General features: G+C 68.0%; 20 protein-coding genes and 1 riboswitch. Of the genes, 11 read left to right on the top strand and 9 right to left on the bottom strand.

What is annotated here, in order from left to right; all coding sequences use genetic code 11:
• Positions 1 to 55 precede the first annotated feature (55 nt).
• The 4 genes from AXA74_RS12085 (at position 56) to AXA74_RS12070 (ending at position 3,760) form a co-directional block, all read left to right on the top strand.
• Entirely contained in the window at positions 56 to 862 is an 807-nt protein-coding gene (locus AXA74_RS12085) for a CoA transferase subunit A (protein WP_197723096.1), read from the top strand.
• Positions 859 to 1,617 carry a CoA-transferase gene (locus AXA74_RS12080; protein ID WP_032978958.1) on the top strand — a complete coding sequence of 253 codons (759 nt, stop codon included), beginning with the start codon at positions 859 to 861 and terminating at the stop codon, positions 1,615 to 1,617. Before AXA74_RS12085 ends, AXA74_RS12080 begins: the two co-directional genes overlap by 4 nt.
• A complete protein-coding gene (locus AXA74_RS12075; protein ID WP_029577858.1) occupies positions 1,607 to 2,803 on the top strand; it encodes a CaiB/BaiF CoA transferase family protein in 1,197 nt (398 codons plus the stop codon). Before AXA74_RS12080 ends, AXA74_RS12075 begins: the two co-directional genes overlap by 11 nt.
• A 75-nt stretch (positions 2,804 to 2,878) precedes the next feature.
• Entirely contained in the window at positions 2,879 to 3,760 is an 882-nt protein-coding gene (locus AXA74_RS12070; protein ID WP_029577857.1) for a LysR substrate-binding domain-containing protein, read from the top strand.
• A gap of 21 nt (positions 3,761 to 3,781) precedes the next feature.
• Here the strand turns inward: AXA74_RS12070 and AXA74_RS12065 are convergent, their stop codons facing one another.
• The 6 genes from AXA74_RS12065 to AXA74_RS12040 form a co-directional block, all read right to left on the bottom strand.
• Positions 3,782 to 4,402, bottom strand: a complete 621-nt coding sequence (locus AXA74_RS12065) for a glutathione S-transferase C-terminal domain-containing protein (RefSeq protein ID WP_051593943.1) — start codon at positions 4,400 to 4,402, stop codon at positions 3,782 to 3,784.
• 99 nt (positions 4,403 to 4,501) lie between these two features.
• Positions 4,502 to 5,779 carry an amidohydrolase family protein gene (locus AXA74_RS12060; protein ID WP_029577855.1) on the bottom strand — a complete coding sequence of 426 codons (1,278 nt, stop codon included), beginning with the start codon at positions 5,777 to 5,779 and terminating at the stop codon, positions 4,502 to 4,504.
• A gap of 15 nt (positions 5,780 to 5,794) precedes the next feature.
• Entirely contained in the window at positions 5,795 to 6,739 is a 945-nt protein-coding gene (locus tag AXA74_RS12055; protein ID WP_029577854.1) for an ABC transporter permease, read from the bottom strand.
• 10 nt (positions 6,740 to 6,749) lie between these two features.
• Positions 6,750 to 7,823 (bottom strand): ABC transporter permease, encoded by a 1,074-nt coding sequence (locus AXA74_RS12050; protein ID WP_029577853.1) that lies wholly within the window; start codon positions 7,821 to 7,823, stop codon positions 6,750 to 6,752.
• A complete protein-coding gene (locus AXA74_RS12045; RefSeq protein WP_032978956.1) occupies positions 7,820 to 9,349 on the bottom strand; it encodes an ABC transporter ATP-binding protein in 1,530 nt (509 codons plus the stop codon). The genes AXA74_RS12050 and AXA74_RS12045 overlap by 4 nt, the downstream gene beginning before the upstream one ends.
• Positions 9,346 to 10,359: a BMP family protein gene (locus AXA74_RS12040; RefSeq protein ID WP_029577851.1), complete on the bottom strand. Its 1,014-nt coding sequence runs from the start codon at positions 10,357 to 10,359 to the stop codon at positions 9,346 to 9,348. The genes AXA74_RS12045 and AXA74_RS12040 overlap by 4 nt, the downstream gene beginning before the upstream one ends.
• A gap of 269 nt (positions 10,360 to 10,628) precedes the next feature.
• Between AXA74_RS12040 and AXA74_RS12035 the strand changes: the two genes are divergently transcribed.
• From AXA74_RS12035 to AXA74_RS12015, 5 genes are all read left to right on the top strand, one after another.
• Complete coding sequence (locus AXA74_RS12035; RefSeq protein ID WP_029577850.1) at positions 10,629 to 11,570, top strand: VTT domain-containing protein; 942 nt, start codon at positions 10,629 to 10,631, stop codon at positions 11,568 to 11,570.
• Between the two features lie 18 nt (positions 11,571 to 11,588).
• Positions 11,589 to 12,518: a 2-dehydropantoate 2-reductase gene (gene panE, locus AXA74_RS12030; RefSeq protein ID WP_029577849.1), complete on the top strand. Its 930-nt coding sequence runs from the start codon at positions 11,589 to 11,591 to the stop codon at positions 12,516 to 12,518.
• Positions 12,519 to 12,626: 108 nt separating this feature from the next.
• Complete coding sequence (locus tag AXA74_RS12025) at positions 12,627 to 13,238, top strand: NAD(P)-dependent oxidoreductase (protein ID WP_032978953.1); 612 nt, start codon at positions 12,627 to 12,629, stop codon at positions 13,236 to 13,238.
• 87 nt (positions 13,239 to 13,325) lie between these two features.
• Positions 13,326 to 13,781: a nuclear transport factor 2 family protein gene (locus AXA74_RS12020; RefSeq protein ID WP_029577847.1), complete on the top strand. Its 456-nt coding sequence runs from the start codon at positions 13,326 to 13,328 to the stop codon at positions 13,779 to 13,781.
• Between the two features lie 15 nt (positions 13,782 to 13,796).
• Positions 13,797 to 14,291 (top strand): nucleoside 2-deoxyribosyltransferase, encoded by a 495-nt coding sequence (locus AXA74_RS12015; RefSeq protein WP_029577846.1) that lies wholly within the window; start codon positions 13,797 to 13,799, stop codon positions 14,289 to 14,291.
• A gap of 12 nt (positions 14,292 to 14,303) precedes the next feature.
• On the opposite strand, the gene ribB is transcribed toward AXA74_RS12015, so the two are convergent.
• A complete protein-coding gene (gene ribB / locus AXA74_RS12010; protein WP_032978950.1) occupies positions 14,304 to 14,972 on the bottom strand; it encodes a 3,4-dihydroxy-2-butanone-4-phosphate synthase in 669 nt (222 codons plus the stop codon).
• Positions 14,973 to 15,071: 99 nt separating this feature from the next.
• A riboswitch (FMN riboswitch) is annotated at positions 15,072 to 15,217 on the bottom strand.
• 161 nt (positions 15,218 to 15,378) lie between these two features.
• Between ribB and AXA74_RS12005 the strand changes: the two genes are divergently transcribed.
• The gene (locus AXA74_RS12005) at positions 15,379 to 16,347 is read left to right on the top strand and encodes an SDR family oxidoreductase (RefSeq protein ID WP_442319776.1); all 969 of its coding nucleotides are present in this window, start codon (positions 15,379 to 15,381) and stop codon (positions 16,345 to 16,347) included.
• 9 nt (positions 16,348 to 16,356) lie between these two features.
• Here the strand turns inward: AXA74_RS12005 and AXA74_RS12000 are convergent, their stop codons facing one another.
• Positions 16,357 to 16,860: an SET domain-containing protein gene (locus AXA74_RS12000; protein WP_029577843.1), complete on the bottom strand. Its 504-nt coding sequence runs from the start codon at positions 16,858 to 16,860 to the stop codon at positions 16,357 to 16,359.
• 114 nt (positions 16,861 to 16,974) lie between these two features.
• Between AXA74_RS12000 and AXA74_RS11995 the strand changes: the two genes are divergently transcribed.
• Positions 16,975 to 17,895 carry a bestrophin family protein gene (locus AXA74_RS11995; protein WP_032978972.1) on the top strand — a complete coding sequence of 307 codons (921 nt, stop codon included), beginning with the start codon at positions 16,975 to 16,977 and terminating at the stop codon, positions 17,893 to 17,895.
• Here the strand turns inward: AXA74_RS11995 and AXA74_RS11990 are convergent.
• Positions 17,883 to 18,359: an Lrp/AsnC family transcriptional regulator gene (locus AXA74_RS11990; protein WP_029577841.1), complete on the bottom strand. Its 477-nt coding sequence runs from the start codon at positions 18,357 to 18,359 to the stop codon at positions 17,883 to 17,885. The genes AXA74_RS11995 and AXA74_RS11990 overlap by 13 nt on opposite strands.
• Between the last annotated feature and the right edge of the window lie 65 nt (positions 18,360 to 18,424).

The following is an 18,424-nucleotide window of genomic DNA, read 5'->3' as shown; positions in this document are numbered from 1 at the left end:
CTATCATCGACCCTGAAGGCGCGCCTTCCGTATAGAACAATATCCCGGAGACAAGATGTTCAATCCGCTCATGAGCGTTGACGACATCGCGGCACAGATTGCCGACGGATGTCGCCTGGCACTGCCCGTGGACTACGCCGGCGTGCCCATGGCATTGATGCGGCCCCTGTTGCGCCGCGCCCCGCGCGGCCTGGCGCTGGTGGGCGTGCCGACGGCCGGCCTGCCCTTTGACCTGCTGATCGGCGCGGGCCTGGTGCATAGCGTGGAGACCAGCGCGGTCACGCTGGGCGAGGCGGGCGGCGCGCCCTGCTTCATGCGGGCCATTTCGCGCGGCCTGATCGTCATGAAGGACAGCACCTGCCCGGCCATCCATGCCGGCCTGATGGCCGCCCAGAAGGGCGCGCCGTTTACCTCCCTGCGCGGCCTGATCGGCACCGATGTCCTGCGCCACCGCAGTGACTGGAAAGTGATCCAGAACCCCTGCTCCGAGTCTCCCGACCCGGTGGTGGTGATCCCTGCCCTGCATCCGGACGTGGCGGTCTTTCATGCGCCCATGGCGGACCGCGAAGGCAATGTCTGGATCGGCCGGCGGCGCGAACTCGCGGCCATGGCCTATGCCAGCAAGCGCACTTTCGTGACGGTCGAGCGTATCGTCGAGCAGCGCCTGCTCGACGACGAAAAGACCGCGGCCGGCGTGCTGCCCGCGCTCTATGTGGACGGCATCGCGCAAGCCGGGCGCGGCGCCTATCCCTATGGCCTCTGGGGCGAGTATCCGACCGATATCGAGGCCCTGCAACGCTATGCGCGGATGGCGCGCAGCGAAGAAGGTTTCCGCCAATGGCTGGCCGAGGAGATGGCATGAGCGCGGCAACTTCACGTGAACGCCTGATCGTGACGATCGCCGGGCTGCTCGAGGGCGTGCGGCATGTCGCGGTCGGCGCATCTTCCCCCATCCCCGCGGCGGCGGCCATGCTGGCGCGCGCCCGCGCCCAGGCCGGCGGGGCAGAACCGGTGCGCATCTCCATCCTCGGGTCCGTGGCGCACAACTTCTTCACCAATGGCTCGGCCGAGCTTTTCGATTGCGCCGGCCAGGGCCGTATCGACGCTTTCTTCCTGGGCGGCGGGCAGATAGACGGCCAGGGCAATATCAACCTGGTCGGCACGCAGGGCTATCCGCAAAGCGCGGTGCGCTGGCCGGGTTCGTTCGGCTCGGCCTACCTTTACTTCGTCGTGCCGCGCGTCATCCTCTTTCGCGAGGAACATTCGCCCCGCGTGCTGGTGGACAAGGTGGATTTCATCAGCGCCCCAGGAACCAGCGCGCCCGGGGTGTACCGCAAGGGCGGCCCCTATGCCCTGCTGACCAGCATGGCCCTGTTCATGTTCGAGCCCGCCAAGGGAGGCTTCCGGCTGGTCAATATCCATGCCGGCCATACGCTGGAGGAGGTCAGGCAGGCCACGGGCTTCACGTTTGAGGTCGACGCCGATCTGGCGCAGACGCCCGAGCCCGATAGCGCAACCATGGCCTTGCTGCGAGGCCGCGTGCTTGAAGAACTCAAGGAAACCTATCCCGGTTTTGCCGCACAACTTTCCGAGGAGATTGCCGCCAATGTGGAATGACAAGCCCAACGCCAGCGCCGGTTCTTTGGCCGGCCTTCGGGTCATCGACGCCAGCCGCGTCCTGGGCGGGCCATTCTGTGGCCAGGTGCTGGCCGATCATGGCGCCGACGTCATCAAGGTCGAGCCGCCGATGGGCGACGAGACGCGCGGCTGGGGCCCCCCTTTTGCCGGCGACGCCGCCAGCTATTTCATCGGTGTGAACCGTAACAAGCGCGATATCTCCATCGACATGACCCAGCCCGCCGGCCAGGAGCTGCTCGCGCGCCTGCTGGCCGATGCGGATGTCTTCATCGAGAACTTCAAGATCGGCACGCTGGAGCGCTGGGGACTGGGCCAGGACAGCCTGCGCGAACGCTTTCCGCGTCTGGTGCATTGCCGTATCTCCGGCTTTGGCGCCGACGGCCCTTATGGCGCGCAGCCGGGCTACGACGCGGCCGTGCAAGCCATGAGCGGCCTGATGAGCGTCAACGGCGAAGCGGATGGCCAGCCGCTGCGCATGGGCGTGCCGGTCATCGATCTGGTGACCGGCCTGAATGCGGTGATCGGCATCCTGATGGCGCTGCAGGAGCGCGGGCGCAGCGGCCAGGGCCAGTTCGTCGAATCCACGCTCTACGACAGCGGCGTGTCGCTGCTGCATCCGCAATTGCCCAATTTCTATCTGAGCGGGAAGGTGCCGCAGCGCGTGGGCAACCGGCATCCCAATATCTGCCCCTACGACTCCTTCGAGACGCGCACCACGCCGCTGTTCCTGGCCGTGGGCAATAACCGCCAGTTCGCGACGCTGTGCAAGGTGCTGGGCCGTCCCGAGCTGGCCAGCGATGAGCGCTACGCCAGCAATGCGCTGCGCAACAAGCATCGCGACGACTTGCGCGATACGCTGGTGGCCTTGCTCAAGGAGCACGACTGCATCGAGATTTCGCAGGCGCTGATCAATGCCGGCGTGCCCTGCGGGCCGGTGCGCACCATCGACCAGGTGGTGGCCGACCCGCATACGCACCATCGCGGCATGATCGTGGACATCGACGGCTATCGCGGCACGGGCAGTCCGGTGAAACTGTCGCGCACGCCGGCCACTTACCGCCGCCCGCCGCCCGCCTTTGCCCAGCATACCGACGAGGTGCTGCGCGAACGGGGCATCGATCCGGGCGACTACGAGGCCGTGCTGCCGCGCCAGCCTGCCGCTTGAGGCCGCGCTCCACGGGGCGGGTGCTGCCTTGCGGTAAGGTAGCGCTTTGTCCCCGTGGGCCGGTTGGGCTTTGCCATGCTGATTCGATCCTTACGCTCCTTTCTCGCCCTGCACCGCTACGGAACCATCGTCGCGGCCGCGGAAAAAGTCCATTTGTCGCAGGCCGCGATCAGCGTGCAGCTCAAGAACATGGAGGACGAGCTGGGGGTGGCGCTTTTCGTGCGCACGCGCCGCTCGCTGGAGTTCACGGCGGCCGGGCACCAGATGGTGCCGCTGGCCGAGCAGATGGTGTCACTCTACGAGGAAATGAAGGCCTTGCAGACCGGGCGACCCCTGGGCGGCGTGCTGTCGCTGGGGGTCATCATCAGTGCGCTGGCCGGCGTGATGCCCGAGGTCTTGCGCCAGATGACCGAGGCCAATCCGGGCCTGGAGGTGAAGATCATCGCCGGGATCTCCGGCGACCTGGTCGCGCAGGTGGACCGCGGCGCGCTGGACATGGCCATCGTCACGCAGCCGCCGGAGCGCTTTCCGACCAACCTGGCGGTGCATCATCTGTACAGCGAGCCTTTCGCGCTGATCACCCCGGCCCAGGCGCCTTGCGACGATGTGGTCAAGGCCTTGAATTCTTCCATGCCCTACATCGCCTTTGATCGCGGCACATGGGCCGGCCGCTTGATCGATGAATACCGCCTCAGGAGCGGCCTGATCAACCGGCCGTCCATGGAGCTCAATTCGCTCGACGCCATCGCCGGTCTGGTCAGGCAGGGGCTGGGCACCTCCATCGTGCCGCTCATCCGTGGCGCGAGCTGGCATCGGAGCAGCGATCTGCATATCGTGCCCCTGCCCAATTTCGTGCGCCCGGTGTCGCTGGTCACGCGCCAGGACCAGCGCGATCCCATGCGCATCGCCCTGCTGGACGCCATCAATACGGTGCTGGCCCGGGCCTGTTCGCGCTAGGGGGCGGCACGCGCCGGCCCTCTAGGTGAACGCGGTGAGCGCCTGCCGCACCGCCGGGCGGCTTTGCACCGTCTCGAACCAGGCGCGCAGGCGGGGATGCTCCGGCCACAGGATGCCGTGTTTCTCGGAGGCGCGCAGCCACGGAAAGACTGCCATGTCGGCGATCGAATAGTCGTCGCCGCCGAAATAGGCATGCGAGGCGAGGTGCTGCTCCATGACGCCGTGCAGGCGCTTGACCTCGTTGCCGAAGCGTTCGATGGCGTAGGGCAGCGTCTGCGGCGCGCTGTGGCGGAAATGATTGGACTGGCCCATGACCGGGCCCACCGCGCTCATCTGGAACATCAGCCATTGCAGCGTCCGATGGCGCGCCGCGCCATGGGCGGGCAGGAACTTGCCGGTCTTCTCGGCCAGGTAGATCAGGATGGCGCCAGACTCGAACAGCGTCAGGGGCTGGCCGCCGGGGCCGTCGCTGTCGACCAGCAGGGGAATCTTGCGGTTGGGGCCCAGCGTGCTGAAGGGCGGCTGGAACTGATCGCCGCGGCTGATGTCGACCGGAAGCAGCCTGTGCTCCAGCCCGCATTCGCGCAGCATGATGTGGACTTTGTGGCCGTTGGGCGTGGCCCAGGAATACAGATCGATCATCGCGCCTCTCTCCTGTGAGGATGAGAAATATAGGAGAGAGGCGCCGCGAAGAACATCAAGTAATTGCAATGCTGAATATCGGATTTCGCGATACTCGGGTCAACGCCCCAGCTGGAAATCCACGCTGTCGGGCCGGCCCGGCAGGTGCAGGCTGGCGCGCGCCGGCGGCGTGGTGGCGATAATGCGTCCGCCACGCAGCACGGCCAGGCGCGTGGCGCGCAGGCGCAGCGCCTCGACCGGATCGCGCGCCTGCAGCAGGACCAGGTCGGCGCGCTTGCCGACTTCCAGGCCGATGTCCTTCAGGCCCAGGATGGCCGCCGGGGTGACCGTCACCGCATCGAAGCAGGCGCGCATGGCGTCGCGGCCGGTCATCTGCGCCACGTGCAGGCCCATGTGCGCGACTTCGAGCATGTCGCCGCTGCCCAGGCTGTACCAGGGGTCCATCACGCAATCGTGGCCGAAGGCGACCGGGATGCCGGCGGCCAGCAGCTCGGGCACGCGCGTCATGCCGCGGCGCTTGGGGTAGCTGTCGTGGCGGCCTTGCAGCGTGATGTTGATCAGCGGGTTGGCGATGGCCGCCACGCCGGCTTCGCGCATCAGCGGCAGCAGCTTGGAGACGTAGTAATTGTCCATCGAGTGCATGGACGACAGATGCGAGCCCGTCACGCGGCCCTGCAGGCCCAGGCGTTGGCTCTGGTAGGCCAGGCTTTCGATGTGGCGCGACAGCGGATCATCGCTTTCGTCGCAATGCATGTCCACCAGCAGGCCGCGCTCGGCGGCCAGCTCGCACAGGATGCGCACGGACTCGGCGCCGTCGGCCATGGTGCGCTCGAAATGCGGGATGCCGCCGACCACGTCCACGCCCATGTCCAGGGCGCGCTGCAGGTTCTGCAAGGCATTGGGCGAGCGCAGCAGGCCGTCCTGCGGGAAGGCCACCAGCTGCAGGTCCAGATAGGGCTTGACCCGCTCGCGCACGTGCAGGAGGGCTTCGACGGCCAGCAGGCGCGGATCACAGACGTCGACATGGCTGCGGATGGCCAGCAGGCCGCGCGCCACGGCCCAATCGCAATAGGCCAGCGCGCGCTCGACCAGGGCTTCCTGGGTGAGCAGGGGCTTGAGTTCGCCCCATAGCGCGATGCCTTCGAGCAGCGTGCCGGATTGGTTCACACGCGGCAGTCCATAGGACAGCGTGGAGTCCATGTGGAAATGGGCATCGACAAACGGCGTGCTGACCAGCTGGCCGCCGGCCTCCAGCGTCTGGCCGGCTTCTGCGGCCAGGCGCGGCGCCATGGCCGCGATGCGGCCATCCTCGATGCCGATGTCCAGGGGGCCGCGGCCGTCGGGCAGCATGGCGTTGCGGATGATGAGATCAAGCATGGGAAGTCCTTGGAATCAGCGCTCGCCCTTGCGGTAGGGCTTCATCAGGGCCTGGGGATAGGCGGCGCGGCGCGCCACGATGACCAGGGCCAGTATGGAAAGAATGTAAGGCAGCATCAGGTAGACCTGGTACGGCAGCGCGGGCAGGCCCGGCAAGGCGCCTTGCTGCAGGCGCAGCTGCAGGGCGTCGAAGAAGGCGAACACCAGGGCGCCGGCCAGGGCCTTGCCCGGCCGCCAGGAGGCGAACACCACCAGGGCCACGCAGATCCAGCCCCGGCCGTTGATCATGTTGAAGAAAAAGGCATTGAAGGCGGCCAGCGTGAGAAAGCTGCCGGCCACGCCCATGAGGGCCGATCCCGCGACGATGGCGCCCATGCGCAGCTTGATGACCGACAGGCCCTGCCCTTCGGCGGCGGCGGGGTTCTCGCCCACCATGCGCAGCGCCAGCCCCATGGGGGTGCGGTTGAGCAGCCAGGCGATCAGGGGCACGGCCACCAGCGCGCCCAGCGTCATGGGCGTCAGCCCCGCAAGCACCGGGCCGACGAGCGGCAGCCCCGCCAGGAATTTCATTTCGGCATAGGGCACGATGGTCGGCGGCGTCTCGACCTTGGGAAAGCTTACGCGGTAGGCGAAATACGACAGGCTGGTCGCCAGCATGGTCACGCCCAGGCCCGAGACATGCTGCGACAGGCCCAGGGGCACCGTCAGCACCGCATGCAGCAGGCCGAACACGGCGCCGGCCAGGGCGGCGGCCAGCACGCCCACGTAGAGCGGCGCGCCGAGATAGACGGCCAGCCAGCCCGTAAAGGCGCCGGCCACCATGATGCCTTCGATGCCCAGATTGAGCACGCCGGCGCGTTCGCACATCAGCACGCCCAAGGTGCCCAGGATGAGCGGCGTGGCCAGCCTGAGCGTGGCGATCCAGAAGCTTGCCGATCCCAGCAAATCCATCCATTCCATTGCGAGATCCTCAGGCGGGGTTGCGGCGCAGCCGGTATTGCGAGAACAGCGTGGCCACCAGCATGGACAGCAGCGAGGCGGCGACGATCACGTCGGCGATGTAGTTGGGCACGGCGATGGCGCGGCTCATGCTGTCGGCGCCGACCAGCATGCCGGCCACGAAGATGCTGGCGGCAATGACGCCCAGCGGATGCAGGCCGGCCAGCATGGCGACGACCACGCCGGTGTAGCCATAGCCGGGCGACATGTCCAGGGTCACGTAGCTGGTGCGGCCCGCGACTTCCAGCGCGCCGGCCAGGCCGGCCAGCGCGCCCGACAGCATGGCCGTGCCCAGCATGACGCGATTGACCGGCAGTCCCAGAAAGCGCGAGGCGTGCGCATTGGCGCCCACCGCGCGCATCTGGAAGCCGAAGACGGTGTAGCGGTTGAGCAGCCACAGGCCGATGGCCAAGCCGACGGCCCACAGAAGGCCGGTATGGGCGCGGGTGCGCTCGATCAGCTTGCCCAGTTCCAGGTCGCTGTTCAAGGCCACCGATTGCGGCCAGCCCATGGCCATCGGGTCCTTCATGGGCCCGTCCAGCATCATGGACACGAAGAGCAGCACGATGAAATTGCCCAGCAGCGTGGTCACCACTTCGTCCACGCCCAGGCGTGATTTCAGGATGGCCGGGATGAGCAGCAAGAGCGCGCCGGCCGCGGCGGCGGCCAGCAGCATGCCGCCAAAGAGCAGCGGCGCCGGCAGGTCAAAGCCCGTGCCGCCATGCATGCCGCCCACCGCCACGGCGGCCAGCGCGCCGAGGTAGAGCTGGCCCTCGGCGCCGATGTTGTAGAGGCGCGCGCGAAAGGCCACCGCGCAGGCCAGGCCGGTCAGCATGAGCGGCGTGGCGCGCGTGAGCGTCTCGGACAGGGCAAAGCGCGAGCCGAAGGCGCCGTCGAACAGCAAGGCATAGGTGCGGCCGATGGGCGCGCCTGCCCAGGCCACCAGCAGGGTGCACACCAGCAGGGTGAAGACGATGGCCGTCAGCGGCGCGACCGCCAGCACGAAGCGGCTGGGTTCGGGACGCCGCTCCAGGATAAGACTCATTTTGAAACTCCAGTCATGGCCAGCCCCACGGTGGCGGGGGTCCATTGGTCCACCGGCCGGTCGGCGACAAGCTTGCCGGCGCACAGCACGGCGATGCGGTCGGCCAGCGCGAAGATTTCTTCGAGATCTTCGGAGACCAGCAGGATGCCGGCGCCGCGCTCGCGGGCGGCCAGCAGTTGTTCGCGCACATAGGCCACCGCGCCGATGTCCAGGCCCCAGGTGGGCTGGTCGGCGACGATGAAGCGCGGCCGGCGCGACAGGGCGCGGCCCAGGATCAGCTTCTGCATATTGCCGCCGGACAGGCTGCGGGTGCGCACATCCAGCGAGGCGGCGCGCACGTCGTACTGGCGCGCGATGTCCGCGGCATGGGCGCGCGCGGCCTGCGCGCGGATCAGCCCGTGGCGGGCGAAGCGCGGATCGCCGAGGTCTTCGACGATGGCGTTTTCCCACAAGGGACTGTCGCCGATCACGCCTTCATGATGACGGTCTTCCGGGATGCGGCCGACCTGCGCGGCGGTCCAGCCGGCCGGCGTGTGCGGCGCCGGGGCGTTGGCGCTGCCCAGGCGGATGCTGCCGTCCGACGGCTGGCGCAGGCCGGTCAGCACCGACACCAGCGCCTGCTGGCCATTGCCGGCCACGCCGGCGATGGCGACGATTTCATGTTCGTGCACGGTGAGATCCAGGGCGTCCAGCAGGGGGACTTTGCCGGAGGCGGCCCGCACCGTGACCTGGGACAGGCGGATGACGGGCGCCAGCGGGTCGCGCGGCGCGGCCGCCTGGACGCGCGGCATGACGACCTTGCGGCCCACCATCAGTTCGGCCAGTTCGGCGGCATGGGTGTCGGCCGTGGCGCGCTCGGCGACCAGGCGGCCGGCGCGCAGCACGGCCACGCGGCGCGATACCGCCATCACCTCATCGAGCTTGTGCGAGATGAAGATGACGGCCAGGCCCTGCTCGACGAAGCCGCGCAGCGTGGCGAACAGACCCTGGGCTTCCTGCGGCGTGAGCACGGCCGTCGGCTCATCCAGGATAAGGATGCGCGCGCCCCGGTACAGGGCCTTGAGGATTTCGACGCGCTGTTTTTCGCCCACCGACAGCGTGCCCACGCGCGCGTCGGGGTCCACGGCCAGGCCAAAGCGTTCGCCCAGCGCCACCAGCTTGCGGCGCGCTTCGCGCCGCGCCGAGGCGAGCTTCCAGAGCGATTCGGTGCCGACCATGACGTTGTCCAGCACGGTCATGTTGTCGGCCAGCGTGAAATGCTGGTGGACCATGCCGATGCCGGCGGCCAGCGCCGCATCCGGGCGGCCGGGCGGCAGCGGCTGGCCAAAGACTTCGATGCGTCCCGCATCGGCCACGTAGTGGCCGAACAGGATGGAGACCAGGGTGGACTTGCCCGCGCCGTTCTCGCCCAGCAGGGCGAGCACCTCGCCCGCTTCCAGCGCGAGCGAGATGTCGTCATTGGCCGTCAGGCTGCCAAAGCGCTTGGTAATCCCTGTCAAGCGCAGGGCAGTGGCGGCTGGCTTCATTTGCTGGACTTGGGTTCGCTGTCGACGACCTTCACGGTGAAGCTGCCGTCCAGGATGGCCTGCTGGCGCGCCTGGACACGGGCCATGACCTCGGCGGGCACCTTGCCCTCGAAGGTGCCCAGCGGCGCGAGTTCGGAGCCCTTGTACTTCATCAGCGAGTATTGGCCGTAGTCTTCGGCCTTGAAGCTGCCGGCCTTGACCGCGTCCAGCGCGTGCGCGATGGTCGGCTCCATATTCCACAACGCCGAGGCGACCACGGTTTCCGGGTATTGGGCCTGCGTGTTGACCACGTTGCCGATGGCCAGCTTGCCGCGCTCCTTGGCGGCGTCGGACACGCCAAAGCGTTCGGCATAGAGCACGTCGGCGCCCTTGTCGATCATGGCGAAGGCGGCTTCCTTGGCCTTCGGGGGATCGAACCAGGAACCGATGAAGGTCACCGTGAAACGGGCCTGGGGATTGATTTCCTGGGCGCCCGCCATGAAGGCCTGCATCAGGCGGTTCACTTCGGGGATGGGGTAGCCGCCCACCAGGCCGATCTGGCCGCTCTTGCTCATGCCGGCGGCGATCATGCCGGTCAGGTAGGCCGGCTCCTGGATGTAGTTGTCAAAGACCGAGAAGTTGGGCTGCTGCGGCTTGCCCGAGGACCCCATCAGGAAGGCGGTCTTGGGATAGTCCTTGGCCACCTTGCGCGCGGCGGCCTCGACGGCGAAGGCTTCGCCCACGATGAGGTTGTTGCCCTGCTCGGCGTATTGGCGCAGCACGCGCTCATAGTCGGCGTTGCTGACATTCTCGGAATAGACGTAGTCGATATCGCCGTGTTCCTTGGCCGCGTTCAGGGCCTTATGGATGCGCGATACCCATTGCTGCTCGACCGGCACGGTATAGATCGCGGCGACCTTGGTCTTGGCCGGCGCCTGGGCATGGGCCATGCCGCCGATCAGCGCCAGGCTGGCGGCCAGGCCGAGTTTGAGCAGACTGCGACGCGCAGCACCACGAAAAAAGGATGTCATGTGAGTTCCTATGGAGGTCGGGACCGGAGCGGCGGCGCGGCGCGCCCGCCCCTGGCGAAGCAAGTTGTATGCCATTGTCGCGACGCGCGAAAGTCGGGCAAACCTTCGGGCGGACTGGCACCGCGGGGGGGAATTGTACGCACCAGGACGGCGCCCTGCCTGCACCCTGGGGGGGCCCGGCCGACACGCGGACAGGGATGTTGCCCGGTTTGGGGGCGGTCCGGCCTACACTTGGCGCATTGGCCGCCGCGGCCCCAAGGCTTCGTTTTATGCACGATATTCTGTCCCTGTTAGCCCAGTACGGCGGCTGGCTGGTGTTCTTCAACGTCCTGACCGAGCAGGCCGGCCTGCCGGTGCCGGCCTATCCCCTGCTGGTGGCCGCGGGCGCCATGTCGGCCGGCCCCGGCGATTGGCTGCTGGCCTGGCTGCTGGCGGCGCTGGCCTGCGCCTTGGCCGACACGGCCTGGTACCTGGCCGGACGGCGCTATGGCGGGCGTCTGCTGGGCCTGGTCTGCAAGCTCTCGCTGTCCCGGGATTCCTGTATCCGCCAGACCCAGGGCCTGTATCTGCGCGTGGGGCCGCGCTCGCTGCTGGTGTCCAAGTTCCTGCCCGGCGCGGGCGCCCTGGCCACCATCATGGCCGGCCTGACCGGCACCCCGTACCGGCGTTTCCTGGCCTATCAACTGGCCGGCTCCCTGCTCTGGGCGGGCTCGGGCTTGCTGTTGGGCGCCCTGTTTCGAGGCATCGTGACCGATGTCCTGGACGCGCTGGGCCACTATGGCGTGATGGGGCTGGGCATGCTGGCCGGCCTGTTGGCGCTGTATCTGGCCGTCAAGGCGCTGCGGCGCATGATCCTGGTGCGCAGCCTGCGTGTGGTGCCCCGCCTGAGCCTGGAGGAAATGTTGCGCTGGCAGGCGGACGGCCGGCCCATGGTGATGATCGATGTGCGGCCCGAAGGCCAGCGCGAAGCCCAGCGCATCCCCGGCGCGATCGCCCTGGATGTGCGGGCGCCGCTGGAGACGCTGCAGCTGCCCGAGGCGCGCATCGTGGTCTATTGCGCCTGCCCGAACGAGATTTCGGCGGCCCGCCTGGCCGCCAGGCTGCGCGCGGCCGGTTTTGTGGATACCTGGGCCCTGGCCGGCGGCTACGAGGCCTGGCTGCGCCGTGAACAGGCTGGCACCGGCCTGGCGGCCGATAATGCCGGCCACTGAAGAGATGAGGAGATGGGCATGAGGATTCTGGTGTTGGGCGCCGGCGGGACCGGCGGTTTCTTTGGCGGCCGGGCCCTGGAGGCCGGCGCGGATGTGAGTTTCCTGGTGCGCCCGGCGCGGGCGCAGAAGCTCCAGGCCGAGGGCCTGCGCATCAAGAGCCCGGCGGGCGACGCCACCCTGCATCCCAAGCTGGTCACGGCCGACACCCTGGCCGCCGATTACGACGTGATCATCCTGAGCTGCAAGGCCTATGACCTGGACAGCGCCATCGAGGCCCTGCGCCCGGCCATGGGCGAGCAGACCACCGTGCTGCCCATCATGAACGGCGTGCTGCAGTACGACATCCTGGACCGCGAATTCGGCGCGCACCGCGTGCTGGGCGGCCTGTGCCAGATCAATGCCACGCTCGGGCCGCAAGGCGAAATCGTGCAGATGGGCACGATGGCCAGCCTGGTCTTCGGCGAGCGCGCCGGGCAGCCACGCAGCGCGCGCTGCGTGGCGCTGGAGGCGGCGCTGGCCGACGCGGCCTTTGCCAGCCGCCTGAGCGAGAACATCCACCAGGACATCTGGGAAAAATTCGTCTTCCTGACCACGCTGGCCGCGGCCACCTGCCTGATGCGCGGCTCGGTGGGCCAGATCTGTTCGACCGACGGCGGCATCGAGTTCATGCGCGATTTGTTGCGCGAATCGCAGCAAGTCGCCGCCGCCAGCGGGCACCCGGTGCGCCCCCAGGCCGACGCCGCGGCCATCAAGCTGCTGACCGATCCCGCGCAGCCCATGACCGCCTCCATGTTCCGCGACCTGCGCCAGGGCTTGCGCGTGGAGGCGGAACACATCGTGGGCGACATGGCGCACCGCGGCAGCACGCTGGCGGTGGACACGCCGCTCCTGCGTCTGGCCCGCAGTCATCTGCAGGTCTATCAGGCGCAGCGCGCGACTGGTGCGTGAATTGCAATAGTGTGTCTGCCCGGGCGGGATAGGCGGCCGGCCGGGCGGCGGCTAGCATGAAGGCATTCGTCGGCGCCTGTTCCGGGCGCCCGTTCAAGGAGTGCATTCATGAAAGTCGCCCTGATAGGCATTACCGGCCGCGTGGGTTCGCGCCTGGCCGATGAACTGCTGCGCCGCGGCCACCAGATCACGGGCATCGCCCGCCAACCGGCCGAGGTGGCGCCGCGCCAAGGACTGACGGTCAGGCAGGGCGATGCCGCCGCGCCGGCCGCGCTGGCGCCGCTGCTCGCCGGCCACGACGCGGTCATCAGCGCCGGGCGTTTCGTGTCCATGGACGCGGGCGCCCTGCTGGCGGCGGTCAAGGAGGCCGGCGTGCCGCGCCTGTTGGTGGTCGGAGGCGCCGGCAGCCTGGAGGTGGCGCCCGGCCGGGCCTTGATCGATACGCCCGAGTTTCCCGCCGCCTACAAGCCCGAAGCCAGCGCCGGCGCGCGCTTTCTGCAGACGCTGCGCGGCGAAACCGCCGTGGACTGGACCTTTCTGTCGCCGGCCGCGCTGTTCGAACCGGGCACGCGCACCGGTCATTTCCGCCTGGGCGGCGACCAGCTGATGGCCGACGCCGCGGGCAACAGCCATATTTCGATGGAAGACTACGCCATCGCCCTGGTCGATGAGCTGGAGACGCCCCGCCACAGCCGCCGGCGCTTCAGCGTGGCCTACTGAGGCCGTCCACCGTTGTATTGAGCCGACCGGCCGCCGCGGGCGGCCGGCTTTCCCTTACACTGGCCTGCCACGATCTCGGGGCAAGGCATGAAGAAGTTCAAGACGTTGATGCTGGCCTGGACGGCCTGCGCCTGTCTGGCGGCGGCTTGCGCGGCCCAGGCGCAGGGCATCCAGCAGAACAAGGAACTGGTGCTGTCCTTTTTCCGCCTGATGTTCCAGGAACACCGGGTGGAAGAGGCGGTGTCGCGCTACGTGGATAAGCGCTATGTCCAGCACAACCCCTACCTGGAGTCGGGCACCGCGCCGCTGGTGGATTTCTTCGTGCTCTATTTCGAGCAGAATCCGCAGGCCTCGGCCGAAATCAAGCGCGTCATCGCCGAGGGCGATCTGGTGGTGGTGCACAGCCTGTGGAAAGAAGCCGCCGAAGACCGCGGCCAGGCCGTGGTCGACATCTTCCGCGTGGCCGAGGGCAAGATCGTCGAGCATTGGGGCGTGAGCCAGGAGATCCCCGAGAATCCCGCCAATGCCAACGGCATGTTCTGACCGCAGGACACAAGCATGCAACGCATCTATCTCGCCGGCTTCGACGTCTTCCGCGCCGATTCGCTGGCCCATGGCGAGCGCCTGAAGGCCTTGTGCCGCGAATACGGCTATGAAGGCCTGTATCCGCTCGATAACCAGGCGCCGGCCGGGCTTTGCGGTCCGGCGCTGGCCGACTGGATCTACCGCCAGAATGTCACGCTGATCCGCCGGGCCGATCTCGTCATGGCCAATCTGAACCCCTTTCGCGGCGCCGAGCCGGATTCCGGCACGGCCTTCGAGGTGGGCTATGCGGTGGCGCTGGGCAAGCCCGTGTGGGCCTATGCCCAGGATGGGCGTCCCCTGATCGAGCAGTTGCCCGCGCAGCGCGCCCCCGATGGCCGGCATGTCGATGCCGAAGGGTATACGGTCGAGGATTTCGGCCTGCCCTTGAACCTCATGCTGGCCTGCGGCGCGCGCTGGGTGCAGGGCGATGCGCGCGCCTGCCTGCGCCGGCTGGCCGCCGGCGCCTAGACGCCGCCCTGCCTAGGCCGCGGCCGCCAGCGCCTCCTGCCGCGCCAGCAGGTGGCTGGCCAGTTCGGCGATGGTCAGCGCCACCAGGCCCTGGGCGGCCGCGTAGCGCTCCAGCGCGGCGCCGCGCATCATGGTGCCATCGGCATTCATCAGCTCGCACAGCACGCCGGCCGGACGCAAGCCCGCCAGCCGGGCCAGGTCGACCGAGCCTTCGGTGTGGCCGCGGCGGGCGAGCACGCCGCCGGCTTGCGCGCGCAAGGGGAAGACATGGCCCGGGCTGACGAGGTCGCCGGCCTGGGCGCCGGGGGCGATGGCCGCGCGTATGGTCGTGACGCGGTCCACGGCGGACACGCCCGTGGACACGCCGTTGGCCGCCTCGATGGAAACCGTGAAGGCCGTGGCGTAGCGGCTCTGGTTACGTTGCACCATGGGCGCCAGTTCGAGCCGATCGAGGGTCTCGCCCGGCAGGCAGAGGCAGACGATGCCGCTGCCGTCGCGGATCAGCTGGGCCATGACGGGCACGGTCAGCTTGTCGGCGGCCACGATGAGGTCAGCCTCGTTTTCGCGGTCGAAATCGTCCATGAGGATGATGGGGCGGCCCAGGCGCAAATGATGCAGGGCGCGGTCCAGCCGCATGGAAAACGGCTGGGCAAACAGCGGGGAAATGGTGTGAGTGGACATTGAAACGCTCTCGCTAGAGTAAATGGGCGAAAAACGTTCCAGGGCTACGACAGCCAAACGCAATACCGCCTGGACGCCTGGCCCGGGCGGGTTGTGCCGGCACATCTTCTTTCATCCGGACTATGACCGTCGGCCCTGGCATCTCACCAGATCTGCTGACCCCGGCGTGTGCCGGGCGCTCGCGGGCTCGCCGCATTGCGCGGCATACCGCCGGTGGGGAGTTTCACCCCGCCCTGAAGACGTACTGCAAGGCCGTGTGTTTCCGACACGGCAAGCGAGATTGTACGCCGCCGCCGCGCCGGCGGGGAAATAACCCCATGAACGGCGGGCAGGCATTGTTCATGTCAGCCGGACAATGAATTCCATTTCCGGCCATTGCCCCGGCGCGTTGGAGTGTCTATCTTCCATGGGTGGTAATGCATCAAGGAAAGTCATGCCGATGGAAAATGAAACCGTTTTGGTTGTGGGTGCAACGGGTCGGTTTGGCAGTCTGGTCGTTCCGGCGCTGAAGTCCCGCCAGCTGCGCGTGCGGGTGCTGGCGCGCCATTCGGCCAAGGCCCAGGCCGCCCTGGCCGCCGGCGCCGACGAGGCCGTGCTGGGCGATCTGCGCGATCCGGCCAGCTTGCTGGCCGCGGCGCGCGGCGCCACGGGCGTGTACTACCTCGGGCCGGCGCTCGTTCCCGACCAGAAGACACTGGGCCTGAACATGGTGGGCGCGGCACGAGCGGCCGATGTGCGGCGCTTTGTCTTTTCCTCGGCCATCCGGCCGCTGGACGATCCCCAGGCCAAGCGGGATGTGGAAAACGCCTTGTATGAATCCGGGCTGCAATACACCGTGCTGCGTCCGGCGCACTTCATGCAGAACCTGCTCGATATCTGGCCGGCGGTGCAGCGATCGGGGCTGCTGGCCGAGCCCTACGACAGTTCGGCGCGGCTGGCGCGGGTCGATTATCGCGATGTGGCCGAAGTGGCGGCCATCGCGCTCAGCGGCGACCGGCTGGCGCATGCCTCGCTCGAACTCTGCGCCGAGGGCATGCACAACCGCCATGATGTCGCGGCGATGATGAGCCAGTTCCTGGGGCGCAACGTGCGCGCCGGCGTGCAGGATGTCGGCAGCTGGGCCGAGCAGGCCCGCCTGCGCTATGACCCGCAGCAACAGGCGCAGATGCGCCGCGTGTTCGACTATTTCGACCGCCAGGGGTTGCAGGGCAACGCCATCACGCTGCGCGCCGTGCTGGGGCGCGAGCCCCGCAGCCTGCGCGACTTCCTGGCCGAGATGGCGGGCGTGGCCCGCCCGGTCCGCGCCCGCGCGCGGCCCGCGCCGTCGCGCACGCCGCCGCGGACCTCGCAGCTCAGCTGGATGGATCTGTCCTGAGCCGCCGGCTCAGGCCGCCTTGGCCGTTTTTTTGCCGGCCTTTTTCTTCTTGGGCAGTGCCAGCATGGTGCCGCGGCAGTTTTCCGTGCCGCACAGGCAGCGGTAGCCTTCCTTCAGGGTCTTGGTGATCTTGCCGTCGAGCACCAGGCCATAGTCATAGGCCAGTTCTTCGCCGCGCGCGATATCGCGCAGCGCGACGATGTATACGCGCTTGCCATGGCGGCCTTCCTGGGCTTCGCAATTGGGCGTGCAGGAGTGGTTGATCCAGCGGGCGTCATTGCCTTGGTCGCCGCCGTCGATGACCTTGCCCGAACTCAGCGCGAAGAAAAAGGTGTGGAAGGGGTCGTCCGGATTGGTGGGATGGCGCCGGTCGGCCTCGGCCGCGCTGATGCGCTCGCCGCCGTACTCGATGATGCGCGTGCCCGCCGGGATCTTGCGCGCGGCGAACACGCCGTTGCCATGCAGCTTGGAGCGGCGCACGGCATACCAGGGTTTTACGGTCTCGGTGGTCATGGAGAGGGGCTTTATGCAGGAAGCCGCGGAAGTGCGGCCGGGCGCGCGCCATTATATCGGCCGCTTCCGGACAGGCGTATAGTGGGCCCGCTATCTTTCCCGGTCCGCCGCATCATGATCGTCCGCCCGCGTCCTTCCGCCCTGGCCTTGCTCTTCATCCTGCGTGGCTCCATCCTGCCGCGCATCGCGGGCAAGCTGCTCTTCATGATCGTGGTGGCCTGCGCCGTCGCGGCGGTCCATGCGGCCGGCGACTTCACGCCCGGACACCTGAGCGCGGTGCCGTTCTCGCTGTTCGGCCTGGCCCTGTCGGTCTTCCTGGGTTTTCGCAACAACGTCTGCTATGACCGCTGGTGGGAGGCGCGCAAGCAATGGGGCGAACTCATCGTCCAACTGCGCGCGCTCTCGCGCGAGACGCGGGCCGTCTGGGGCGCGCCGGCGCAGGATGCCGAGGTGCAGCGCCAGGTGCGGCGCCTCATCGCCTTTCCCCATGCGCTGGCCGCGCGCCTGCGCGAGCAGGATGAGCGGGCGGCGGCCGCGCCCTGGCTGGATGCGCGCGATGCCCAGGCCCTGGAGGGCCGTGTCAATCCGCCCGATGTGCTGCTTGGCCTGCTCAACCAGACCTATCGCGAGGCCGCGCAGGCCGGCCGTTTCGGCGAAGTGGTCTACCAGGGCCTGGTGCAGCGCCTGGGGGCCTGCGGCGCCGTGCAGGCCGCCTGCGAGCGCATCCGCTTCACGCCCACGCCCTTCGCCTATTCCCTGCTGCTGCACCGCACGGCCTGGATCTTCTGCCTGCTCTTGCCTTTCGGCCTGGTCGGCACGCTGGGCGCCCTCATGCCGCTGGCCGTGGCCATCATCGCCTACACCTTCTTCGGCCTGGACGCGCTGGGCGATGAGCTGGAGGACCCTTTCGGCCTGGACGACAACGACCTGCCCCTGAACGCGATGGCGCGCCAGGTGGCCATCGACCTGCTCGAAGGCCTGGGCCAGACCGACCTGCCCCCGCCGTGGAGGCCCCGGCGCTATCAGCTGGACTGAGGCGGCGGCACGAGCGGCAGGCGCGCCTCCTTGAGGCTGCGCAGCACGAAGCCGGATTTGCTGTGGCGTATCCCCGGAATGCGGTAGAGGCGCTCGCGCAGCAGGCGCTCGTAGTCGCGGGTGTCGCGCACCGCGATCCGGATGTAGTAGTCGTAATCGCCCGAGACCAGGAAGGCCTCCAGCACCTCGGGGATCTCGGCCAGCGCGCGCCCGAACTCGTACAGCGTTTCTTCGCTATGGCTCTCCAGCGTCACGTGCACGATGACCGTGTCCATGAAGCCCAGCTTGGCCGGGTCCAGGTCGACGGTGTAGCCGCGGATCACGCCGGCGTTTTCCATGCGCTTGATGCGGTTCCAGCACGGGGTCGATGACAGGCCCACCGCCTGGCCGATGTCGGCCAGGCTGGCGCGGGCATTGTCCTGCAAGACCTTGAGTATGGCCAAGTCGAATTTGTCCAGATTCATTTTCTTTGAATCCGCAATTGAAAAGATAAATTTACTGCTAATTGCGGTCCAGTGTGGAAAAGAAG

This window comes from Bordetella hinzii LMG 13501 (assembly GCF_001548475.1).
Lineage (GTDB): Bacteria > Pseudomonadota > Gammaproteobacteria > Burkholderiales > Burkholderiaceae_B > Bordetella > Bordetella hinzii.
This window is presented reverse-complemented; position numbering and strand designations above follow the sequence as displayed.